The organism is Vibrio sp. C8, assembly GCF_054051265.1.
In genome coordinates this window covers 93,433-117,042 of record NZ_JBPAOE010000022.1, presented here as the reverse complement: position 1 = coordinate 117,042, position 23,610 = coordinate 93,433, and the positions used below count along the sequence as shown (strand labels likewise).

Annotated in this window: 21 protein-coding genes; 15 read left to right on the top strand and 6 right to left on the bottom strand. The window is 41.4% G+C overall.

All coding sequences use genetic code 11. The annotated features are described in order from the left end of the window. The 6 genes from ACRQQK_RS11855 (at nt 1) to ACRQQK_RS11830 (ending at nt 6,438) form a co-directional block, all read left to right on the top strand. On the top strand, nt 1-951 hold the full coding sequence (locus ACRQQK_RS11855) for a DUF58 domain-containing protein (protein WP_457511646.1): 951 nt from the start codon (nt 1-3) through the stop codon (nt 949-951). Further along, nucleotides 948-1,442 carry a DUF4381 domain-containing protein gene (locus tag ACRQQK_RS11850; protein WP_457511643.1) on the top strand — a complete coding sequence of 165 codons (495 nt, stop codon included), beginning with the start codon at nt 948-950 and terminating at the stop codon, nt 1,440-1,442. The genes ACRQQK_RS11855 and ACRQQK_RS11850 overlap by 4 nt, the downstream gene beginning before the upstream one ends. After that, nucleotides 1,435-2,430, top strand: a complete 996-nt coding sequence (locus tag ACRQQK_RS11845; protein WP_457511641.1) for a VWA domain-containing protein — start codon at nt 1,435-1,437, stop codon at nt 2,428-2,430. The genes ACRQQK_RS11850 and ACRQQK_RS11845 overlap by 8 nt, the downstream gene beginning before the upstream one ends. Further along, complete coding sequence (locus ACRQQK_RS11840) at nt 2,423-4,132, top strand: VWA domain-containing protein (RefSeq protein WP_457511639.1); 1,710 nt, start codon at nt 2,423-2,425, stop codon at nt 4,130-4,132. The genes ACRQQK_RS11845 and ACRQQK_RS11840 overlap by 8 nt, the downstream gene beginning before the upstream one ends. Beyond that, entirely contained in the window at nt 4,125-5,381 is a 1,257-nt protein-coding gene (locus ACRQQK_RS11835; protein WP_457511637.1) for a BatD family protein, read from the top strand. Before ACRQQK_RS11840 ends, ACRQQK_RS11835 begins: the two co-directional genes overlap by 8 nt. Before the next feature lie 79 nt (nt 5,382-5,460). Next, nucleotides 5,461-6,438 (top strand): HAD family hydrolase, encoded by a 978-nt coding sequence (locus ACRQQK_RS11830; protein WP_457512350.1) that lies wholly within the window; start codon nt 5,461-5,463, stop codon nt 6,436-6,438. A gap of 64 nt (nt 6,439-6,502) precedes the next feature. Here the strand turns inward: ACRQQK_RS11830 and ACRQQK_RS11825 are convergent, their stop codons facing one another. Beyond that, a complete protein-coding gene (locus tag ACRQQK_RS11825; RefSeq protein WP_457511635.1) occupies nt 6,503-7,123 on the bottom strand; it encodes a response regulator transcription factor in 621 nt (206 codons plus the stop codon). 487 nt (nt 7,124-7,610) lie between these two features. Between ACRQQK_RS11825 and ACRQQK_RS11820 the strand changes: the two genes are divergently transcribed. From ACRQQK_RS11820 to ACRQQK_RS11805, 4 genes are read left to right on the top strand one after another with little or no spacing between them, the layout of a single operon-like run. Beyond that, entirely contained in the window at nt 7,611-8,231 is a 621-nt protein-coding gene (locus ACRQQK_RS11820) for a hypothetical protein (RefSeq protein WP_457511633.1), read from the top strand. A gap of 25 nt (nt 8,232-8,256) precedes the next feature. Beyond that, on the top strand, nt 8,257-8,583 hold the full coding sequence (locus ACRQQK_RS11815) for a carbon storage regulator (protein ID WP_102939584.1): 327 nt from the start codon (nt 8,257-8,259) through the stop codon (nt 8,581-8,583). A 1-nt stretch (nt 8,584) separates the two neighbouring features. Continuing rightward, nucleotides 8,585-9,262, top strand: a complete 678-nt coding sequence (locus tag ACRQQK_RS11810; RefSeq protein WP_102939583.1) for a C39 family peptidase — start codon at nt 8,585-8,587, stop codon at nt 9,260-9,262. A 17-nt stretch (nt 9,263-9,279) separates the two neighbouring features. Next, entirely contained in the window at nt 9,280-9,837 is a 558-nt protein-coding gene (locus tag ACRQQK_RS11805) for a hypothetical protein (RefSeq protein ID WP_457511631.1), read from the top strand. Nucleotides 9,838-9,875: 38 nt separating this feature from the next. Here the strand turns inward: ACRQQK_RS11805 and ACRQQK_RS11800 are convergent, their stop codons facing one another. Then, nucleotides 9,876-10,871: a transporter gene (locus ACRQQK_RS11800; protein ID WP_457511629.1), complete on the bottom strand. Its 996-nt coding sequence runs from the start codon at nt 10,869-10,871 to the stop codon at nt 9,876-9,878. Nucleotides 10,872-11,475: 604 nt separating this feature from the next. On the opposite strand from ACRQQK_RS11800, the gene ACRQQK_RS11795 reads away from it, so the two are divergent. The 3 genes from ACRQQK_RS11795 (at nt 11,476) to ACRQQK_RS11785 (ending at nt 14,604) form a co-directional block, all read left to right on the top strand. Continuing rightward, a complete protein-coding gene (locus ACRQQK_RS11795) occupies nt 11,476-12,849 on the top strand; it encodes an L-cystine transporter (RefSeq protein WP_457511627.1) in 1,374 nt (457 codons plus the stop codon). A 175-nt stretch (nt 12,850-13,024) separates the two neighbouring features. Then, on the top strand, nt 13,025-13,504 hold the full coding sequence (locus tag ACRQQK_RS11790) for a DUF2127 domain-containing protein (protein WP_457511625.1): 480 nt from the start codon (nt 13,025-13,027) through the stop codon (nt 13,502-13,504). Between the two features lie 401 nt (nt 13,505-13,905). Next, nucleotides 13,906-14,604 carry a response regulator gene (locus ACRQQK_RS11785; protein WP_167410576.1) on the top strand — a complete coding sequence of 233 codons (699 nt, stop codon included), beginning with the start codon at nt 13,906-13,908 and terminating at the stop codon, nt 14,602-14,604. A gap of 59 nt (nt 14,605-14,663) precedes the next feature. Here the strand turns inward: ACRQQK_RS11785 and ACRQQK_RS11780 are convergent, their stop codons facing one another. From ACRQQK_RS11780 to ACRQQK_RS11765, 4 genes are all read right to left on the bottom strand, one after another. Next, on the bottom strand, nt 14,664-15,719 hold the full coding sequence (locus ACRQQK_RS11780) for a 4-oxalomesaconate tautomerase (protein WP_457511623.1): 1,056 nt from the start codon (nt 15,717-15,719) through the stop codon (nt 14,664-14,666). Between the two features lie 244 nt (nt 15,720-15,963). Further along, nucleotides 15,964-17,478: a tripartite tricarboxylate transporter permease gene (locus ACRQQK_RS11775; RefSeq protein ID WP_102954257.1), complete on the bottom strand. Its 1,515-nt coding sequence runs from the start codon at nt 17,476-17,478 to the stop codon at nt 15,964-15,966. Nucleotides 17,479-17,498: 20 nt separating this feature from the next. Further along, complete coding sequence (locus tag ACRQQK_RS11770) at nt 17,499-17,984, bottom strand: tripartite tricarboxylate transporter TctB family protein (protein WP_457511621.1); 486 nt, start codon at nt 17,982-17,984, stop codon at nt 17,499-17,501. A gap of 14 nt (nt 17,985-17,998) precedes the next feature. After that, complete coding sequence (locus tag ACRQQK_RS11765) at nt 17,999-18,982, bottom strand: Bug family tripartite tricarboxylate transporter substrate binding protein (protein ID WP_457511619.1); 984 nt, start codon at nt 18,980-18,982, stop codon at nt 17,999-18,001. A 484-nt stretch (nt 18,983-19,466) separates the two neighbouring features. Here ACRQQK_RS11765 and ACRQQK_RS11760 point away from each other — a divergent pair, with 484 nt between their 5' ends. Next, a complete protein-coding gene (locus ACRQQK_RS11760; protein WP_254869189.1) occupies nt 19,467-20,852 on the top strand; it encodes an ATP-binding protein in 1,386 nt (461 codons plus the stop codon). A 130-nt stretch (nt 20,853-20,982) separates the two neighbouring features. Next, nucleotides 20,983-23,556, top strand: coding sequence for a bifunctional aconitate hydratase 2/2-methylisocitrate dehydratase (locus tag ACRQQK_RS11755; RefSeq protein ID WP_457512348.1), 2,574 nt, complete (start codon nt 20,983-20,985; stop codon nt 23,554-23,556). Nucleotides 23,557-23,610: the final 54 nt, after the last annotated feature.

Below are 23,610 nucleotides of genomic sequence, written 5' to 3'. Positions count from 1 at the left end.
ATGGATGATAAGCAAGATCGCTTAGACCCACGCATTTACGTTGACATTAAACAGCTCAATCGTACGCAAAGCCACGTAACCAGTATAAATTTATTGGGTGCTCGTTACTCACGCGCGCAAATGTCAGGCCGCTATCATTCCCATGCTCGCGGCCGAGGTCTGAATTTTGAAGAGTTACGTCACTACCAAAAAGGTGACGATATTCGTCAGATGGACTGGAAAGTGACTCAACGAACCGGCAAGCCACACGTCCGTAGTTATACCGAAGAGAAAGATCGTCAAATTATCCTGTGCGTTGACCAACGCAGCGCAATGTATTTTGGCTCGGTAAGTCATATGAAGTCGGTGGTTGCGGCTGAAATTACGGCATTGATGGGCTGGATGGCATTAGCACAGAATGACCGCGTAGGTTTCCTTATTTGTGACCATCAACGTTTTCACTGGCGTTCTGCAAAACGAGGCGGTAAATCCTATTTGCTCGGTCTGAATGAGCTGGTGGAAGCCAACCACAAACTTAACGTCGAGGTGCAAAATTCAGCTACTGTTGGAATGAACCTCTGGCTCAAAGCGTTACAGGCGAAGAAATTAAAATCAGCCACTTTCATCATCATTAGCGACTTTACCGATGCGGATGACCAGACTCTTCGCCAACTGCAATATTTGCATCAACACAACGATGTAATCAGTGTTTTTGTCTCTGATCCTCTAGAGTCGTCTATGCCTACTCATAACTCGGGTTCTCCTTGGGTAATCGGAGACGGTGAGTATCAGTTTGCTTTAGAGCAAGGAACACAAAGCGTAAAGGCTTACGAAACCTTGCAACAACGTCATGAAGAAAAACGTGCACAACTGAAAAAACTGATGGCTGCTCAAAAACTGCCTTGTATAGAAATTGGTACTCATGGTGATCACTTTGTTGAGCTCGCCAAATATCTGGAGGTAATGAAGTGATCCCTAAGCCGCCAGACAGCTACATGCTCAGAAATCTTCGTGAGGTGGATCTACCCGAAGTATTCAGTTGGTTTCCTCAGACGATAGGCTGGAAAATCGTCTTTACCTTACTCGCGGTGTACACCGTCTATCGTATTTATCGTTATGTAAAACACTGGTGGAATAACCGCTATCGTCAAGAAGCTATAACCGTACTTCAAGCGATTGCACCAAGTGACAAGCATTGGCCTTACAAAATGTTGAAGGTTGTAAAAGCAGTCATGGTTTATTTGGACAAGCGTAATGCGCCTTTATATGGCGTTAGCCTATTGTCGAAAATGGATAGTTACCAGAGTTCACAAGCGGAATTTCGTCGTGACGAGATTGTTCAACAATGGTTGGCATGCGTCGAAAATTCCAAGTTGGAGAAGCCAGATTTTGACCATTTGCGTAATGGCTTAATTGTTTGGGTCAAAACGCATCAAGTGATATCGGAAGGTGAGCATGAGTAGTATCGAGTTTGCGCACCCTTGGTATTTTTTATTGTTGCCGCTTCCTTTGTTGGTGTACTGGTTGGTACCTGCTTATCACAGCCGAGAAATCGCAATTAAAGTGCCTTTCTTTTCACAGATTCTTGAAGCATTAAACGAATCACCAAGAGAAGCCGCCGGTTTGCTTACTTCCCAATGGTGGCAAAAAGCCACGTTGTTTATTTCCTGGTTATTGATTGTGACGGCTTTGGCGCACCCAAGTATTTTGGGTGACGTTCAAACCAAAGAAGAGTTTGGGCGAGACGTGATGGTGGTCGTCGACTTGTCGGGCTCCATGGCAGAACAAGATTTTACAACAGATGGGAAAAGCTTAACGCGTCTGCAAGCAGCAAAACAGGTGCTAAAAGAGTTTGTTGCTAACCGCGAAGGCGACCGCTTTGGTTTGATTCTTTTTGGTGATTCCGCATTTGTACAAACGCCATTTACCGCAGACCGCTCCGTGTGGCTGAGTTTACTCAATGAGTCTGATGTTGCCATGGCAGGGCAGAGCACGAACTTAGGTGATGCAATGGGGCTTGGTATCAAAGTATTTGATCAAAACCGAGACCCAGAGCAGCAAAAAGTGATGATAGTACTGACTGACGGCAACGATACAGGCAGCTTCGTTGAACCTATTGATGCAGCCAAGATCGCCGCTGCCAAAGGTATCAAAATCTATATGATTGCGATGGGTGATCCTGAAACTGTCGGTGAGCAACCGTTGGATATGAATGTGATAGAGCGGGTATCCGCTCTGACCAAAGCGCGCTCGTTTACCGCAATTGATCAACAAGCATTAAGTGATGCCTACAAAATTATTGATAAGTTGGAACCGCAAACTTATAGCATGGCGACTTATCGCCCTAAAATTAGTCTTCATCATTATTTGATTATTGCTTTGGTCGTCATGCATCTGTTGGTGTTTGGGGCACTCTCCATCAAGCGTATTAGAGAGGTGCCAAATGAGTGATTGGCAACTGGAATGGCAATATCTGCTGCAGTTTCATTTTTTACGCCCTTGGTGGTTACTGGCCTTGATACCATTGGCAGTGATTTTCTATTTGCGTTGGAAGGTGAGTTCTGACGAAAATCGCTTTGCTTTTTTTCCGCCTCATTTACGCAGTGCGTTAACCGTGCAACGTTCAGGCTGGACAAATCAATTGCCACTCAAAATGCTTATGGTGTTGCTTGTGTTGTCTGTTCTGATCTGTGCAGGCCCCGCTTGGCAAAGACAGGCCTCGCCATTTGGTGAGGATTCTGCGTCACTGATGATTCTGCTCGATAATAGCGAAAGTATGCAGCAGAAAGATGTCGCACCGAGCCGACTGGAGCGAGCAAAACATAAGATCACTGATTTAACAGCGCTTCGCGCTGGTGGTAAAACTGGACTTATGGTGTATGCGGGTAGCTCACATGTGGCGATGCCGCTCACCAAAGATAATCAGGTGATACTTCCTTACTTATCAGCGTTAAACCCTGACATCATGCCACTTGCAGGTAAGTCTCCTCAGACGGCGTTGCCTTTATTATCGCAACAAATTGAAGCCAACAAAGGCAATTCGGTTCTATTAGTGACCGATGGTGTAGATGCTAATACGGTCAGTGATTTTGAACGCTATTTTGCAACGAAGCCTTATCAGCTACTGATTCTCGCAATCGGTAATTCGGATGTCACTGTTGATTCTCCGATGGATATGGCCTCTTTGCGCACACTTGCAGCAAAGACTAATGGCAAGCTGATTGAAATGAGTATTGATCAAGCTGATGTTACTCAACTTAATAGCCAAATTGAGCGCTTTATGTTGATTAATAGTGATTCTTCTATGCCCTGGCAAGATGAAGGTTATCGCTTGTTATATCCATTAGTACTACTGATGCTGTTATGGTTCCGCAAAGGTTGGTTAGTGAAGTGGAGCTTGGTGTTGGTAGTGAGTATGCCTTCACTTATGCCAAACGCTGCGAACGCTGCGGGTATGGTTTCAAGTAAAGCCGAAACCGGCGTGACAACAGAGCAAACGACATTGTGGGACAAAACCGAGCAATGGTGGATGGATTTATGGCTGACACCCGATCAGCAAGCTCAACGTCTGTTTAATCGAGGTGATTACAAGCAAGCGGCCGCTCACTATCAAAAGCCTCTGAATAAAGGCATTGCTTACTACTACGCCGGAGAATTCAAACTGGCTCATTCTGCCTTTATGCAGGATAACTCTCCACAAGGGTTTTATTATGCGGCCAGTGCACTGGCCAGACAGCGCGAGTACGTGGCTGCCCGTACTCTGTTAAGGCAATTGAGTGAACTGACCGAACTTGATAGCACTTTGCATGAGAATATCGCTCACAACCTTAAAGTCATCACTGCAATTATTGATGAAATAAACATTATGAGTGAGTCTCAAGCCAACAGCATGGATATGGATCAGGAGGTTTCCATTGAACTGCCTGACGATCAACCTCAAACCGCAGATGGGGCTGATGAAAACACTGCGCAAGAAAACATGATTCAACAAAAGCTCAGTGCTGAGGATATCTTAGGTGACCCGCAACTCGCTGAAGTGTGGCTGAAGCGCGTAGAAGCTGATCCAAGCCGCTTCTTGCAATCTAAATTTCAGATTCAGTACAACCAAGCGGGTACTAAAGTGAACAGAGCAGAGGACGCGCAAAATGATTAAGTGGACTCAGCGACACATTGCGGAATTTATGCGAGCAATAACAATAGTGTTGTTGTTAACTTTGAGTGGAATGACGCTCGCTGAGGAGTCTCAGCCTACACAAGTGACAGTGAAAGCGTGGCTCGGCAACAAACCGACAGATAAGCTGCAAGTGTTTGCACCTACGCAACAGATCATCCTCAATATTGAAGTGTCTACTAACACTTGGTATACCGCCGGCACAAAGATTTCAGCACTAGAAGTACCCGATGTATTAGTTAAACGTCGCAACCCTTTTGCTGTGAATTCGACAAAGCGTGACAAAGGGCAAACATGGTCTAGTCAGTTGTGGGAAGTGGTTCTGTATCCGCAGAAAAGTGGTGATTTTGTTGTCCCCCCCGTCTCTGTTGAGATGCAAGTTGCAGGTTTAAACGGCGGCAAGCAGAAAGTTATTTTAGAGACACCTCCTCAGCAATTTAGAGTTGAACTGCCGAATGCTGAATTGGGGGGAACACAACGTTGGTTTGCTGCCAGTGATGTCTCAATTAAACAAGAATGGCAAGCTTCTTCTGAAGAACCTAAAGTCGGCGATACCATCACTCGAGTGATTAAAATTCAAGCGCAAGACTCGCTATCCGTTTTATTGCCGAATGTAATGACCAATTCAGTCAATTCTGCATGGCAGGGATACCTTAACCCACCAGAACTGACGGATACTCAAAGTCGTGATGGTTACACTTCAACCCGTAAAGATAGCCTCACTTATGTTTTGCAGCAGGGTGGTGACATTGATTGGCCAAGCTATGAAGTTTGGTGGTGGAATTCGAAAAAGCAAAGCTTGGAAAAAGTGACGGTTGAAGGATATAAAGTACATGTTAAGCACACGTTAGCCTCATGGCTAAAAGCCTATCGCTATCTAATCGCCAGTACGGCATTAGTTTTGTTTATGCTTTCCGTGGTGGTGTTTGCTGCTCGCCGTTACTATCGCACGCATCCTTCTCCTGCATGGGTAAAATATTACTTATCGGTATTTAAAGGGCAGTGGCCACTTGCTCGAACCCTACTTTACAGAAAAGTACGTAAGACATCTGGCGGCTTGGCAATTACTCAAATAATGCCCGAACATTTACAGACCAAGTCTCTGCAAGTTCAAGCTGGTGACGCAAATCGTATGGTTATGTCAACGCTATGGCAGAATGTAAAACGCAAAGTGAAACGAAGAAAAATCATACCCAAAGCGTTGCCGGAGTTGGAAAATCGAAACAGTTAGTTGTTGCATGTTTCAGTTTCCACTCATCTTAATGTTCGGTTGGTTTATAAAAATATTGATAAAGGAGAACGTCGTGAAATTGGCTCATTTTAAAAAATATGCCTTAGCAATTTTGTTTAGCTTAGCTTCTCTAAATTTTGCTTGGGCGGCTGAAGACCCTCTTCCTTCATGGAACACTGGTCCTTCAAAAACAGCGATTATTAAGTTTGTTCAGTCAGTAACGAATGCGGACTCTCCAGACTTTGTTCCAGTTGCTGAACGTATTGCCACGTTTGATAACGATGGAACACTGTGGTCTGAGCAACCTATGTATTTCCAGATTCAGTTTGCGCTTGATCGAATTAAAGCATTAGCCCCTTCGCACCCTAATTGGCAGACAGAAGAACCGTTTGCCAGCGTGCTGAAAGGTGATATTAAGAACCTGCATACAGAAGATCTGATGAAGGTGTTGTATACCACTCACACAGGTATGAATACGGAAGAGTTTGATGCAATTGCGAAAGAGTGGATTGCGACAGCGAAACATCCAATCACAGGTAAGAAATACACAAACATGATTTTCCAACCAATGTTGGAACTGCTTGATTACTTACGCGCAAATGACTTCAAAACCTTTATCGTTTCGGGCGGTGGTACTGGATTTATGCGTGCTTGGGTAGAGTCTGTATATGGAATTCCACCAGAGCAAGTGGTAGGTTCAACCTTTAAAACTGAGTTTGTGATGAATAACGGGATACCAGAGATAAAACGTTTGCCAGAAGTGTTGGTGAATGATGATAAAGAGGTGAAAGCTCTGGAAATTTATGAACGTATTGGCCGTCGTCCTATTGCCGCTTTTGGTAACTCAGACGGTGATTTGGCGATGCTGCAATGGACTTACGCAGGCAAAGGCTTACGTTTCCCTATGTACATTCATCACACGGACGAGAAACGTGAATACAAGTACGATCGCGAATCTGACATCGGTCGTTTAGATAAAGGCTTAGATGAAGCGAAAGCGAAAGGCTGGGCAGTGGTGGATATGGCGAAAGAGTGGAAAACGATTTATCCAAACTAACTGCAATCGTTAAGAGCAACATGTTCTGAGAGAAGCCGCAATTTTAGAGATTGCGGCTTTTTATCTAGGCCCGTACCAATTTCGTCAGCTTTACGGCATCTCTCCGTTTATGCACGTCTAACTTTTTGTATATCTTGTATATATGCGTTTTAACAGTACTTTCAGCTAGAAACAGCGTTTTGGCGATTTCACAATTTGAGCTGCCGCTAGACATCAAATTCAGTATCTGTCTTTCTCTGTTAGTGAGTTGCTCTAAGCATTGATGGCTTGAGCAGCCTGGAATGCGGTATATATTGATCATTCTTTCTAAACAGTCACGGGGAAGCCATAAACCACCGTTTAAAATGCACTCAACGCTTTCCGGCAGGTGCTCTATTTTTGCATCTTCTATCAATAGTCCTTTGAGTGATTTCCAGCGTATACACATATCGTTTTGCTTGTTTTCTGGTACGTTGAAAACAAGTACGCCAAGATTTAACACATCAAAATCAGGCAGTTGCTCTGACTGTTCAAGTTCTTTGCATGCATTGAAGTCAATGATGACTAAATCGATATTGTTCTGCTTTGATAATTCGGATACTTCACTTGTCTCAATTTTAATATTCTCAATTTTGTTCAATTGATTTTTTATTAAGTTATTTTGTAAGGCGTTCTCTGAAATTATCAACAAGTTTTTGATGTTCATAGAAAAACCTAGTGGTTAGTTAATATTGATAATAATTACTTATTTGGTTTGATTAATAGGTTAGCAATGAGTTGAACAATTGACCAATTTTTAGGAGGTAATAATTAAGAAGATATTCATAAATAAACTTTAGTACTATTTTATGGGCTTTTATTTATAAAGTTATATTAAATAAATGCTTGAAATTGTTGTAATCAGGCTTTTAATGTTATTTTGGTTTTCGTTGATGTTGATTGGTTATTAAAAAGTATCTTTTTAGTCAGTTTAAATATTTTTTAAAAACATACTTCTATACTACTTGTTAAATCATTGTTTGTAATGATTTGATTTGAATTGAGTTTATTTGTTGTACGTTTGGTTAACTATTTCTTTATTGCTGATTATTATTTTTCATTTAATTCCATATTGGTAATACTACCTATAATGAATTTGCCAATCGGCATCTTAAGCAGTAATTAATACACTTAATTCACATGGAGTGGATATTATGAATATATGTAAAACAGGTATCGCTATCGCTGTCAGTTCATTAATGGCTAGTGGTTCTGCTTGGGCATTAGTAGACAATAATGATGTGTTGAGTAATAACACAACGTATGTTGATGCGAGTGACACAACGACAACAACAACCAATACTGATCTGAGCGATAACAATAGCTTCAACGATACAAACAGCAACAACAGCAGTACTGACGTTGATCTATTGAGCAACAATGATACAGAAACCAACACGCTAACTAGTAATGATAATGATACAGATGTCGATCTGCTCAGCAACAACACCGACAACAGCGTGAATAACAGCGGTAACTCTTCCAACTCAGCAAGTTGGACAGACAGTGCGAACACGTACAGCAACTCGGAAAGTTATGAGTTGCGCATTGATTCTGAAGTTGTGGTGGCGAATGCCTCTCTTAGCGGCAATGTATCTGGTGTCGGCGTCAGCTATGGCGGTGGTTTTGTAAGCGCAGGTGTGAGTGTTAACAACATGAATTCACTGGATGGTATGAGCGGTGCTGCCGGTATTGTTACTGTGTCTCAAAACTCTGGTGCTAACTCTTTGACACAACAAGCGGTGACTACTAACGCATCATTGTTTACCGATTAATTTAATATCTAAGCAGGAGAAAGCGATGCGCTTAGCAATAATCGCCTTGAGTGCGATGGCTTCGCTATCCGCTAGTGCCGATGATATTAATTTGACTGAACAAGAGCTTTCTCCAGATGTCATGGAGAGTTCACGAGGTGGTCAATATTACATCGACATTGAGAGTATAACGGCATCGTCTGAACTCAATGGTGTCAATGCGGGTAACACGGTTAATGATTCTGTGACAGGCAACAATATTATGTCATCAGGCGCATTAGCCAATAGTTCCGGCATTAACAGTGTTATTCAGAATAGTGGTAACAACGTGCTGATACAAAACTCAACGGTCGTAAACCTGACACTCAAATAATATGAACGTTTATCGTTTTTTAATAGTGGCGGTGCTTTTCATATCGGCACCGTCACACTCACTAAATATACTGCCCAGCCGTGGCCAATATTCAGTGCCAGTCAAAAGCTACAGTGAAGTTGTGTTTGGTAAAGTATTGCGCCAAAAATACGATTTCAGTTGCGGTTCGGCTGCTTTGGCTTCCTTGCTTTCCTTTCATTACGATATGCCTTCTGAAGAGCAAGACATTTTCCAGAACATGTTTGATAACGGCGATAAAGAACTCATTGAACAGCAGGGTTTTTCATTGCTCGATATGAAGAAGTACTTGGAATCTGTTGGTCTTAAGTCAGATGGTTTTAAACTCAATTTAGCCAAAATTCGAGAGCTTGGTGTACCAGGGATCACGCTGGTTAACTTCGACGGTTATCTACATTTTGTCGTGATTAAAGGAATGAACGATGGATTCGTGATTCTTGGCGATCCTTCAAGAGGGACCATGAAGATGAAGTACGAAAGGTTTGAGGAACACTATCAGGGAATTGTTTTACTTATTCGTAACCGAGCCGAGGTTGGAAGAACCACGTTTATTACGGATAACGATTTCTCTGTATACGCGGCGTCTCCCATTAAGCAAGGTGTGTTGAGAGACAGTTCTGGAAATCTCGGTATTCTTCGGCCGAACGTAGGTCAGTATTGAACTCTATGGAGGGATGTATGAAATATCGTTACCTATTTGGAGTCATGATCGCTTTAAATATTCCGCTAGGAGAGGTGGTGGCGAACCCAAATACTAACGCTAGTTCCCTATTAACACTGAACAATGTCAATCCTCTGGATGACCAGCAACTCGATAGTTATCGTGGAGGGTTTAAATTTCAGAATGACTATATTGTGAATATTGGCTTGAGTATCAAGACAGCCATTGACGGTAATGTGATGCTTAATTCCAGAATTGCCAATTTAGTTATACAGAATGGGAATTTGAAAAATCTTGCGGTGAGTGTTAGGGAGCAAAACCAGCAAGAGGTAGGGCTAGTCAATGTCATTCAGAATGGTGGTGGAAATCATCTCTCTGTTGATGATATTTCTTCTTCCTACCGCCCTGAAGTTGTCAGTGCTTCTTCTATCACCAATATTGTTCAAAATACGCTGGATAACAGTGTGATTGGATTGAGCACGATTGTCGATGTCGACGCACAAGTCGGTTCTGCTTTGCAGCAAGTCCGAGTAGCAAAGCAGCTTGAAGAAGCCGTCATGGCTCGCTTCTATTAAAACCTCATATCCTTTCTACTTATGGTAGAAAGGATATTTTAAAACGTTACAGGTACTCTTACTGAGAGCTGGAAATCAGGAGTGTCTTCTGTAAGACCCGCTTGAGCGCTTATTCCCAGTGATGTTTTCTTACTAATCGCATAGTTAATTCCAAAGTTAAGCGAGTCCAGCTGGAGCAACTTCGCGTCGTCATTTTCCGCACCGTTTATTTTGCTTTTTAATATGGTTTTATGACTAAGCCCAACGGAAAAAGAGAAGTCAGGGTTAATAGCAAAACCGAAACCACCACTGAGTGAAATGGTGTCTCCTAAATCAACTTCAACTTGCTGATTACTGATTTCCACATCGTCTTTAAAGTTGTAGATGTAGCTAAGACTCGAATAGATGACGGCAGGATCGGAAGGGAAGATCATCGAAATTGAAGGCTCTACGCTCCAAAAGCCAGATCCGGTAGGGACATCTAAAAACGTATTGGTACTGGAATCTACTTCAACATCGTAGGGAGACTTACCCGTATCGGACTTTACAATAAAGCCCGCAACCCAATAAGGCGTTGTATTAAAGTTGAGTTGCTGACGAAGTGCAAACTCAATATCGCCAAGCCCTCCGCCGTCTAAAGTGGTATTTATGGTGTTTGCTTCTGCTCCATCTTGGATTGGCCGAGTAGAAATTTGATCGTTGCGGTAGACATAGGGTAGACGGAGCTCCAACTCAGTACTTCGGGTCAATCCGTAGCGCATCGTAAGTCCCGTGGTGATAGTTGTTCGGTCAGAGTCGGAAACCTCTATTCGCCCCACAAGAAGGGTTGGCAAAATAGTGTAACCAACCACGGAAACTTTATTCGATGAGTTTTGGGTATAACTTACCGAAGTATCGATAGCGAATTTACCTTTCGGGGTTAAAACCCCTGGTCTTTCAATTATGTCACTGACGGATTGTGGGCGTTTCGCTTCGTCCTTATCTTCAGCTAATACGGGTTGAAATAAGCTGAATATGACGGGAAGAAAGGCAACCGATTTATATTTTATTAGCATGTGATTTTTCTATTTAGTTAGGTTCTATTTAACTTAGGTAAATAGTCGAGAAAAATCATTTTTATTGATTAACGGAATATACTTCATTATTGCTTTTTGGAATTATAAATTTTGTTGCTTTGTAAGTGAGAGGTTGTGTGTGAAATTTAAATGAAGTTGTAAATATAATAGTAAAGTTTATGGATGTTTTTATGTGTCCTACTTTCATAATACTAATTGTTAAAATATCTGAAATTAAATTTATCTCTCCTATTTTTGATTAGGGGAGTTGACCTGATAACCAGAGCTTCGGGACATCGCTTTAATCTTTTAATCTTTTAATCTTTTAAGTTTGCCTCGTGAGTGCGGCTTTCTTCTAAGTAATCGACTCTATGATGGATGACTTTCTGCCATATCGCGTGTTTTTTGAGCTATGAGTATGGCTGAGCGGATTCGTCAATCAGCGATTCTTCTGACGGTTTGTTGTTAGTAATGGATGATTAAGAACAATTTTGCATATCCAAGAACAAATGTGCATTGGATCAATGCAGGACAAACAACTATTTTACACTCCTTTATTAGAATTATATCTAAACCCCATTTTTCAACGTTTGAGGAATACAGTATGTCAGTTGCGGTTATCGCTGCTTTAGCAGTATTTACCGGTATTCTCTTCTTGCTGTTTAAACAGCAGCAGAAAAAACACTCACTTTCTCGTCTAGTTCTTTTAGGCTTAGTGTCAGGCAGCTTGTTTGGTCTTGGTCTGCAACTCATTTTTGGTGAAGGCAACCCTGCTGTTAGCCAGACTCTAGATTGGGTAAAAGTGGTTGGCAGTGGCTATGTCGGTTTACTAAAAATGGTCATTATGCCACTAGTGCTTGTTTCAATGATTTCTGCGGTTGTAAAACTGGAGAAAGGCGGCTCACTGGGCAAAATTTCTGGTTTAACCATTGGCGTACTGCTTTTCACTACTGCAATCTCTGCGATTATCGGTATTGTTATTGCTCATGTATTTGGCCTAAGTGCAGAAGGTTTAACCGAAGGCGCGCGTGAAACTGCGCGTATTGCTGTGTTAGAAAGCCGATCTGCTAGCGTAAGTGATTTGACTATTCCTCAAATGCTCATCAGCTTTATTCCAACAAACCCATTTGCTGATTTAACTGGCGCTCGTTCCACATCAATCATTGCCGTGGTTATTTTCGGTGTTCTTACCGGTATTGCTGCACGTAAAGTGATGATTGAGAAAGAAGAGTCTGCTTCTTCAATCCGTAGCTTTGTTGAGAACGCTCAGTTTGTAGTGATGCGCCTTGTGAAAATGATCATGGCTCTAACTCCATACGGTGTTGCTGCTTTGATGGCGAAAGTGGTTGCGACTTCTAGTGCGTCAGACATCCTGAACCTACTAAGTTTCATCGTGGCTTCTTATGTAGCTATCGCTTTGATGTTTGTGGTACACGGTGTGTTGGTTTCGCTTGTTGGTGTAAGCCCGAAAGAGTACTTCACCAAAATCCTGCCTGTTCTGACGTTTGCTTTTACTTCTCGTAGCTCTGCGGCAACAATTCCGCTAAACGTAGAAGCGCAAATCGAGAAATTACGTGTACCGCCAGCGATTGCAAACCTATCTGCTTCATTCGGTGCAACGATTGGTCAAAACGGTTGTGCGGGTATCTACCCTGCAATGTTGGCTGTAATGGTCGCTCCTAGTGTCGGCATTGATCCACTCAGTATTCATTTCATTGTTTCTCTGGTTGCGATGATCACGATTAGCTCATTCGGCATTGCTGGTGTAGGTGGCGGCGCGACTTTCGCAGCACTGATTGTTCTGCCTGCGATGGGCTTACCTGTGACAATCGTTGCGTTACTGATTTCAATCGAACCTCTGATTGATATGGCACGTACGGCGTTAAACGTTTCTGGTGCAATGACAGCAGGAACGATCACTAGCCGAATTTTGGGTGAAACAGTTTCAGACGAAGAGCTGCAAACTCAGAAAGCGTAAGCGAATCAGTTCTATGAATTCGATAGAGGCAGGTATGAAACCTGCCTTTTTTGTTTCTAACTATTTTGCTCGGAAATAGGTTTGAAAAGTGACAGAAGGTAACCAATGATCATAGGAACTAATATTGATGGTTGTCGTCTGATTGCTATCGTATCTTGAGTTCCCCGAGGTGGGTATGACATCTTCTCATAAAGGTTTAAAAGCCATTGCCGCTTTAGAAGCTTTTAAAGGCCTTCTTTCTCTTATCGTTGCATTTGGGTTGCATGTTTTGGCTGGGCAAAACCTTCAACGCGTAGCTGAAACCATAGTGAGCCATGCTCACTTGAATCCTGCTAGCCGTATACCGAGTCTATTTATCCATGATATGAGCACATTACCTGAAGGGAAAATAGTAATTCTATCTATCGGTGTCTTTGCTTATGCAATGATTCGCTTTGTTGAAGCGTATGGACTTTGGCGAGGTTTTGTTTGGATTGAGTGGTTTGCTTTGATAAGCGGTGGTGTTTACTTACCTTTCGAAATTTATGAAATGGTTACCCATATTAGTGCTATCGGCGTTGGTATTTTTGGGGTCAACGTTGCGGTCGTCTGGTACATGGCGCGTATTCTGTTGATCAAACGAAAAGAGAGGAGGGTGACATCTGAGGAAGTTTGACTCGGTGGTGATAGGTGATCCAACATGCCGGTATGCCACCTTTACTTGTGGGTATGCTGGTGGTTGGATTTGGCGATTAAAGATACCTTACTGTTAGCCTTATAATGTGCACTGCGACCTATAAGTGGTTTCAATGTTTTACGTGGTAGTTTGACTCATCTCATCTCTCGGCAATAGCCGTTCATATATTATTGCTTTCACCCTCACCGCTAATAATTAATACCATAAAAACCATACTGGTTATTGTGGCCAAAAAATTACGTACACAAGTCTACGTTTTAGTTAAGTCAACTGAGTATAGTGTGCATGCTCAGCCACATTAGTAGAAAAGGTATTTTTTTAGCACGATTATAATAATGAAACTTAGTGCACAAATTTTATGTATTTAGAGCGAGCATACTATGTTTAACATTCCAGTCTTAATAGTTGAGGACATTAAAGAAATGTCCAGTATGTTATCCGAGCATATTTCTGGACTTTATCCTTACCAAGTGATTGGCATAGCCCCGACCATAGCAGAAGCGAAGGTGATGATTAACCATCTAAAACCAGCGTTAATTATTCTAGACAATTTCCTTCCTGATGGAACGGGTCTTGATCTGTTAAAATATTTACGAGCCAAGGACAATCCAGTCGATGTTATTTTTGTGACAGCTGCCAATGATTCTCAGACTGCAGTCACAACTGTCCGATATGGTGCTTTTGATTACTTGTTAAAACCCTTCTCTTTGGAGCAGGTGACTGACTCATTGGAACGATATTTTGAGTTTAATCGTAGCGTGTATATCGAGAAAGGTGAGAATATCAACCAGTCGTTTGTGAAGCGGATATACAATACGCACCTCAATTCTGACAGCATGACTAAACGACCAAAAGGGATTGATTCAATTACTCTGCAAAGGGTATTGGAAGCATTCGATAATGGTGAAAGTTATACCTCTGTAGATATTAGTGAGAAAACGACAATTAGCAGAACAACTGCCAGAAGATATTTAGAATATGCAACGAATATAGGTCAGCTTGTTGCGGATATTGAATATGGCAAAGTAGGTCGGCCTCAGCGAGTATTTCGCAAAGTATATAATAAGCAGAAAGGTTAAATTGTTGATGTCCTCAGTGACATACTATATATGAGGTATGTCACTGAGGATTTGTCATTTTAAAGTGATACGTAGCCTTCAAAAATTTTCTTAGCCGTTCGGATTAAAGAAACAGAAGATACCTTATCGCCTTCTCTGGAAATTTTAAGATCGATAAAACCAGATGGATGTTCAATGCAACATTCTACAAGTTTCTCTTCTAACTTAAGCAAATCTGAACTTACCGTTCCTTCATGACAAAGTGACATGGTAATAGCAATACTTCCTGTAACTGCAATCGCTTTGTGGCAACGTTTGGGTACATAATATCGAGCGCAGATTGTACCGCGGCTGCTGGCTGGCTTAGCAATTAATACAGGTTTAGGAATCACTTTTTCAGATACATCTCCAAGCCCCATCATCTCACCAGCTTGGCAACGCAGTGCTTCAAGTTTATTTGTGAACTCAGTATCGGCATCCAGTTCAGCAGGAGATTCATAACCCGTTTTACCGAATTGTGTCGCATCAACAATCATTACAGGGATGGCTGCATCAACACAACTAATTCTAAATTCGCCAATGTGGTCGGTGGTATTCCCAGTAGGAAATAGCTTGCCCGTTTTAGCACCTTCAACGCCGATAAAGTTAAGTTCAATTGGCGCACCAGGGCTATTTACACCACTGATATAGGTGTCACCCTCGTAGCTTACTTTTCCGTTTGGTGTTTGTACGTTCGCGTGAATGATTTTGTTGGTATTCACGTTGCGGATTTTTACCGTTGTCATTTCTCCCTGAACTTCAACCAATCCTTTTTCAATTGCAAAAGGGCCAACACCAGAGAGAATATTTCCGCAGTTAGGTGAAAAATCGACAGTTCGCTCTTCTATGCCCACTTGAGCAAACAAATAATCAACGTCAACATCTTGGTGGTTGGAAGGTCCGACAATCGCTACTTTACTGGTTAAACTATTGCCACCACCAATGCCTTCTACTTGGAGTTCGTGACCTGAACCCATTACATTCACTAAAATTTTGGCTATTTCTTCTTGGCTTTGTGGTAAATCGGTAGAAAGGAAATAGGGCCCGCGGGAAGTACCGCCTCTCATTAGAGTACATGGCAGCTTTTGCTCAGTCATAAGATCCTCATTAATAGATAGTTTGTGTGGAGTCAGGCTATATTCGGATAAATGAAGAGAGAGAATTGCGATAATCAAAGCGAGTTACTTGGGAAATAAAAGATACTATGAACGTAATGGATAAAATTACGCTTCCTATTTGTTTAGTAATTTCAGATAAAAATGAAGTAGGTATAAAAATAAAGCCGTTACATATTATGCAACGGCTTCTTTTAAGATAAATTTAGGTTATGTTTAATTCGATTTAAGCTGAAGCTATTTTCTTTTCTTTTCTTATAGCAAGCTTTGAACTAATCATTGGCCAGAAGATCATGCCCACTACAGCAATAAGAATAATAACGGTAATTGGACGTTGGAAGAAAGATAAATAGTCACCATTTGAAATAAGTAGTTGGCGACGGAAGGTTTCTTCCATCATATTACCCAATACAATACCCAAAATTAAAGAAGCAGAAGAGAACTTAAATTTCTTAACAAAGTAGCCGAAAATACCAAACGCTAACATAATCCAGATTTGGAACACATCGTTAGTTCTTGCGTAAGCACCGATAATTGAGAACATCACAATCATTGGGGCAATTAAGCCGTAAGGTAATCTAAGAACTGCCGCGAATGCTTTCACCGCAATACGACCACTAAAGAATACAATGATGCTTGCAATCAACATTGAGAAGAAGATGCAGTAAAGCAGTAAAGGTTGCTCTGTCATCAACTGTGGCCCAGGTTGCAAACCTTGCAATACCAATGCAGCAAGAATGATCGCGGTTGTTGGTGAACCTGGAATTCCCAGTACCAACGTTGGAATCATCGCACCGCCACCCGCAGCATTGTTTGCTGTTTCTGGAGCTAGTACACCTTCTTCCGCTCCTTTACCAAACTGCTCTTTATGTTTACTTGAGCGAGCTGCTTCGCCATAACTAACGATAGAAGCAATTGAGCCGCCTGTACCAGGTAAGATACCAACAGCAGTGCCGATAATAGCAGACTTAAGCACAGTCGCCTTGTATGACCAGAACTCTTTAAGGCTGATGCTCTCAAGAGAGACTTTGCCAGTATCGCCAGTCGTATTATTGTTGTTGCTAGAACGATCAATGATCTGTTTGAACACCTCAGCCATGGCGAATGAACCAATCATGATTGGGATATATTCAATACCATTGAGGAATTCTAGTCTGCCAAATGTCAAACGAGAAACCCCTGTCATCGGATCCATACCAACCATAGCGATAAGAATACCGATAAGGCCTGTAGCAAGTGCTTTTCCAAGGTTTTTTGAACCAACAGAAGAGATACATGCCATACCAAGAAGAGTGAGGGCAAAGTATTCAGCACTTTGGATTTCTAATGCGATGGTAGACAGTGCGGGTGCTAGCAATAGCATTACTAATACGGAAAAGATGCCACCGAATGAAGATCCAGACATAGCAAGCCCAAGAGCTTTACCAGCTTTGCCTTGCTGTGCCATTGGGTAACCGTCAAATGTGGTCGCTACCGACTCTGCTGTTCCCGGTGTGTTGAATAGTATTGCAGTGATTGAACCACCGTAAGCGGAACCCGCATACAAAGCAACAAGCAGAATAATAGAAGGGTAGATCCCCATGTAATAAGTGAATGGGATCATCAGAACGATACCCATTGAGGAACTGATACCCGGAAGTGTACCAAAACACACACCCAAGAACATACCGACGATGATCAAGATAAAGTTCGCAGGTACAAAGATAACTTGTAATGCGTCTAACAATAATGAGAAATCCATTATTTTACTCCAGATTAATATTAGTAGAGTAGGTAACTAATTGATTGGAAAATACTGATACCGCGCGGAAGTGGTATGCTCAAAATATTACCAAATACAACAGTGAACGCGATTGCACTAATTACAGTGGTTAAAGCCAGTTGTAATGGCTTTCTTTGATTAAGAATGTACATTACCGACGAAACGATAATAGCCGCGCCAAACCAAAAACCTACATAATCAATAACCAATACGAACATGACAATCACGGATAAAACCGCAAGGAAACCTGGGTCTAACTCTTTAATCTTGCCGTTATTTTTACTAGTTGCACCTTGGGCTTTATAAGCCTTAAAGGCTTTATAGAGTGAAGGGATTAAAAGTAAAACAGCCAAAATAATAACGACCTGAGGAAATCCGGCAGGACCAATTGGGTCACTCATACGAGCTGTATTGATATCGAGTGAAGCGTTAAAAAATAACCCTAGCACTGTTAAAAGAAATACATGGAAGATTATCTCACCCATTTTATTTACCTCGCTTATTTAAGCCCAACTTTAATGGCGACTTTGTCAAATTTCTTATATTCAGATTCCCATTGTTTATAGAAACCTTCCGCATCAAGATATCCAGGGCGAATATTAACTAAGTTCAGCTCTGCAAAGTCTTTATATTCTTTTGTGTCATAGGCCGATTTCATTTTATCAATCAGATACTGTTTAACTTCTGGAGCTGTACCTTTCTTAACAACAAATCCACGCCATGAACCGATAGTAACGTCGTAGCCAAGTTCAACCGCAGTTGGCACTTCTTTAAATACATCAATTTGATCAATACGTTGGTCATTCAATACCAAAACTGGTTTCACTTTACCGTCTTTAATGTAATTGACCGCTGATACAATTTTGTCCAAGTAAATGTCGACTTCACCGCCCAGTACAGCCGCTTTTACTTCTGAACCAGAACGGTAAGGGATGAATTTTACTTGAACGCCAGTTTCATCAGCTAATGCGTTAAGAGTTAAATCGTCCAGTCCGCCAGGGCTTACGCCACCAAATGTGACCGGGTGAGTTTGTCCGAATTTAACCAGATCTTCGAATGACGAGAATTGACTGTTTTCAGGTAGGCACAATACGTATACATCTGATTGAATCCGTGCAAGCGGTTCAAAATCACGCATAAATTTAACCGCTTTACTGACGCCTAGCGCATCCGCAATCACCATAGAAGGAGTTACTTCTAAGATGGTGTATCCATCGCTTGGTTGTTGAGCCGCATAAACCATTCCGACAAGGCCACTACTGCCTTTTTTATTGACCGCCTGAATAGGCTGAGGCATATCGCTAGCCATTAGCGTAGAAAATTTACGAGCGAAAGTATCACTAGCGCCACCTTCACCAAAAGGAATAATCATTTCGATAGGTTTTGCTGGGTATACTGCTTTATCTTCGGCTTTGTTTTCTTGCCCACAACCTGCAAGTAATAATGCAGCTGCAACTCCTGATAGAGCAATTAACTTTTTCATATTTACATCCTCAAATTATTGGATTTAATGCTGGTTCAAAAACTTGAATATAGAACCAATCATATCGCTCCAATTAGATTAGGATTGTGATGGTTATTGATATCAATCTGAAACATAATTGATAGTATGAAGTTAATGGACAAAATAAGAGAACCATCCTAACTTCATGTTTTTTAAAGGATGAAATTTTTAACTCTATTAGTTTCTTGCATAGGGATTTTATGTATACTTTGAGCTAGTGAATTTTATTCAGAGAAATACCATTGTGAAGCCGATATCATTTTTTCAGAAAATTTTACTTATAATGCTATGTTCAGTTTTTATTGTAGTATTTGTATTTGAGTATGTTCTTTATGAGAATATTAACTCTGTAAGAGTTGATAGCATAAAGTCTCTCGCATTAAGTCAGGCTAAACTTATCACATCCAATCAGAATCTGAGACAGGCTGTATATAATCAAGATAGCCTTATGATCTCTAGATTAATGGAAAACTATATTCCTCCAGAAGATATAGACTATGTTTCTATAACAAATACACAACAAATTCGACTTTATCATAGTGAAGGTAGAGGCGTTGGGCAGCCTTTAGTGAATGCTGATTTTGAGAAAATAAAAAATGGAAACGACGTTACTTCAATTAGTACGGGAATAGAAAATAAGCTTTTGATAAAAGCAAGAGTTCCAGTTTTTTTTGATGAAAAATTTTGTGGTGTCGTATCCGTTGGAATTAATTACCACAAGGCTTTGGGTCCGTTGTCGAAAAGGTATTTATCGACACTCATAGTGGCGTTGCTACTTCTGTCTTTCTTTGGTTTCTTTAGCTTAAAATTTGTTCATTACCTCAGAAAAAAAATGTCTCATCAAACACCTCAGCAGATTGAGATGGCTTTAAAGTTGAGACAAGGAATACTTAATACAGTCTTTGAAGGTGTTGTCGCTGTAGATAAATCTAACCAGATTTTAGTGATTAATGACTCCGCTTTGCGCGACCTAAACATTCTAGATGGGCGCGATAAAGTGAATGGTTCACACATTTCAGATTACTTATATCCTATTGAATTTTTTGACATTTCAAACAAGGATGAGATTGTAAACTATCCCATGACGTGTAATGGGGAAGAGTTTATTGCGAACAGACGCTTTATGTATGATGAGCAAGGTGAAAAATCCGGTGTTGTCATTAGCTTACGAATTAAAAAGGGATTAGAAGAACTCGAGCAAATTATAAATTACGCCAACAATGATAAAGAAAACTTACGTGCGATAATCCATGAATTCAATAATCAGCTGTCAATCGTATATGGCTTACTGCAAATGGAACAATACGATAAAGCCATTAACTTTATTAAAGACGAACATAAAAGTAAGCAAAGTGACATCTTTAACCTGTCAAAAATGTTTCAGTGTTCTACTTTTGTGGCTTTAATTTTAAGCAAGCTCTCAAGAGCTAAAGAGCTTGGCATTGTTCTAGAAGTCGATCCGTTTAGCTATGTTCAGTCAGATACCATGCCTATCAGTGAAAATGAACTGAATTGTATTGTTGGTAATCTATTAAATAATGCGTTTGAAGCTATTATTTCAACAAAAGGTAGTGACCGAACGGTTCGACTGTATGTGTATGAAGGTGACGATTTTATAATAGAAGTCGAAGACAGTGGTTGCGGTATTAGTGAGCAAGAAATAGATAAAATATTTGATAGAAAATTCACCAGAAAAAAAGATCCGAATCATGGGATTGGTTTGAATCTAATAAATAATATTGTAACCAGTTCTAATGGAACTATTGTAGTAGATCAATCAGAGTTGGGAGGCGCGCTATTCTCCATATATATTCCCAGCACGGAAATGAGCCTAGCCAAAGAATCATAAAAATTTATGTTCATAAAAAACATAGTGTTCTTTATGCTAAGTGGGCAGTTAGTTATTAATCACGTTACCGGCAATACAAAGTAATGACAATAGTACTATTCATTAAAATAGGAATAGTATTATGGATACAATTTACCAGCATTACATTAATAAGTGTAAAGAGCGTGAAGTGATTGGCGTGACTAAACCCTCTTTATCTGCTGAAGAGGTAACCGCTTGCTTTTCATTGCTTGAGACTGAGACAAATGACTTTCGAGTAGCTGAATTGGTTGAACTTATTACCTATCAAACTCCAGCAGGGGTGGATGACGCAGCGTTTGTTAAAGCTGAAAAGCTGTTTGCTATCGCGCAACAGAAGCTAAGTGTAAACGGCATTAGCCCAGAAGAAGCAACAAAACTGCTAGGCAGTATGGTAGGCGGTTACTGTGTCGATAAGCTAATAACAATCCTAGATGATGATGAACTAGCCCAGACAGCGGCTGATCAATTGAAAAGAATCATCTTGGTTTACGAAAAAGCGGATGATGTTGTTGCTAAAGCGAAAGCGGGTAATACATACGCAGCGGAAGTGGTAGATAGCTGGGCAAACAAAGAATGGTTTACTCGTCGTCCCGAGGTTGCTCAGTGCTTGACGATGACAGTATTTAAAGTGTCTGGCGAGAGCACAACGGATGATTTTTCACCTGCTCCGGATGCTTGGTCCCGCCCCGACATTCCTCTACATGCGAGAAGTATGTATAAGAACCCACGCGATGGTGTACATCCAGATGAAGATGGTGTCACCGGTCCGGTAGCTCAAATAGAACAGCTAAAATCTAAAGGCCATCCTATCTGCTTTGTTGGGGATGTTGTCGGTACGGGCTCCTCTCGAAAATCCGCGGCTAACTCACTAATTTGGTATATCGGTGACAATATTCCTTATGTGCCCAATAAAAAGGCTGGTGGCGTTGTACTCGGCGGGAAAATTGCGCCGATATTCTTCAACACGCTGGAAGATTCCGGAAGCTTGCCAATTGAAGTTGATGTTACTCAGCTAAATACTGGCGACGTTATCGATATTTACCCTTATCAGGGTGTTATCTGTAAGCACGGTTCTAATTCGGAAATTGCGACCTTCAAATTAAAGCATGATTCAATTTTGGAACAGGTTCGCGCTGGTGGTCGGGTTCCTTACCTAATCGGTCAGTCTCTAACGAATCGGGTGCGTAACGCACTAAGTTTGCCATCAAAAGAAAAGGGTTGCGAGAAGGCAACAGGACCGTTTACTCAGGCGCAAAAAATAGTTGGTAGAGCATGCGGTGTTGAAGGAATAAACCCCGGAATGTTTTGCACACCTAAAGTGACTACTGTCGGTTCACAGGACACAACGGGTGGTATGACTCGCGATGAGATAAAAGATCTCGCTTGTACGAAATTTAGCGCGGACCTTGTTATGCAATCTTTCTGTCATACCTCTGCGTATCCAAGAGCTATCGATAGCAAACTGCATGATACATTACCGGGTTTCTTCCATTCTCGAGGTGGTATAGCTCTTCGTCCGGGCGATGGTGTCATTCACTCATGGCTGAACCGCATGCTGGTGCCAGACACTCTTGGTACTGGTGGAGACAGCCATACGCGTTTCCCTGTGGGAATTTCATTCCCAGCTGGTTCTGGAATGGTCGCTTATGCTGCGACGACAGGCACTATGCCAATAGATATGCCGGAATCTGTGCTTGTTCGGTTTACCGGCGAGATGCAGGCAGGTATAACCTTACGAGATCTGGTTCACGCGATTCCATATTTCGCTATTCAGAAAGGCTTGCTCACTCTGGAAAAAGCAAATAAGAAGAACGTTTTTTCTGGTCGTATCATCGAAATTCAGGGACTTGAACATCTAAGTGTTGATGAGGCATTCGAACTAACAGACGCTTCTGCTGAGCGATCTTCTTCAGCTTGTAGCATTGCACTCTCAGAAGATAAAGTGATCGAACATATGAAGTCTAATATCACTCTGTTGAACTGGATGATAGATAACGGCTATGGCGATCGTACGGCTCTGTCAAATAGAATCCATGCTATTGAAACGTGGTTGAAAGAGCCGACTCTGATTAAAGCCGATGAAGATGCTGAGTATGCAGAAATTATCGAAATTGACCTCAATGAAATTAAAGAACCTATTCTCTGTTGTCCTAACGATCCTGATGATGCGAAGCTTTTGTCAGATGTAACAGGAACTGAGGTAGAAGAAGTCTTTATTGGTTCATGTATGACTCATGTCGGTCACTTCAGAGCCGCTGCGCAGTTGTTGTCAGAACAGAACCAAATTGTTCAATCGAAATTATGGCTAGCACCACCTACCAAGATGGACGATGTTCGCCTCCGCAAAGAAGGGTGTTTTAACACCTTCGTTCGATTTGGTGGACGTATAGAAGAACCTGGATGTTCTCTATGTATGGGTAATCAAGCGAGAGCAATGGAAGGTACAACAGTTGTTTCAACCTCTACTCGTAACTTCCCTAACCGTATGGGAACAAATACAAATGTGTTTCTTGCATCAGCGGAACTGGCGGCAATTACGGCAATTATTGGACGTCTTCCGACGGTAGGCGAATATCTAGAGGCCATGTCTGGACTTCAAGAGAATAAAGACAAAATCTATCATTATTTGGCTTTTGATAAGGACCCTCTTTATAACAAAGAGTTAAATCTTCTTACTGCTTAATTCAACGCATGTACTATCCATTTTTATGGATAGTACATTTCATGATCCAGTTTT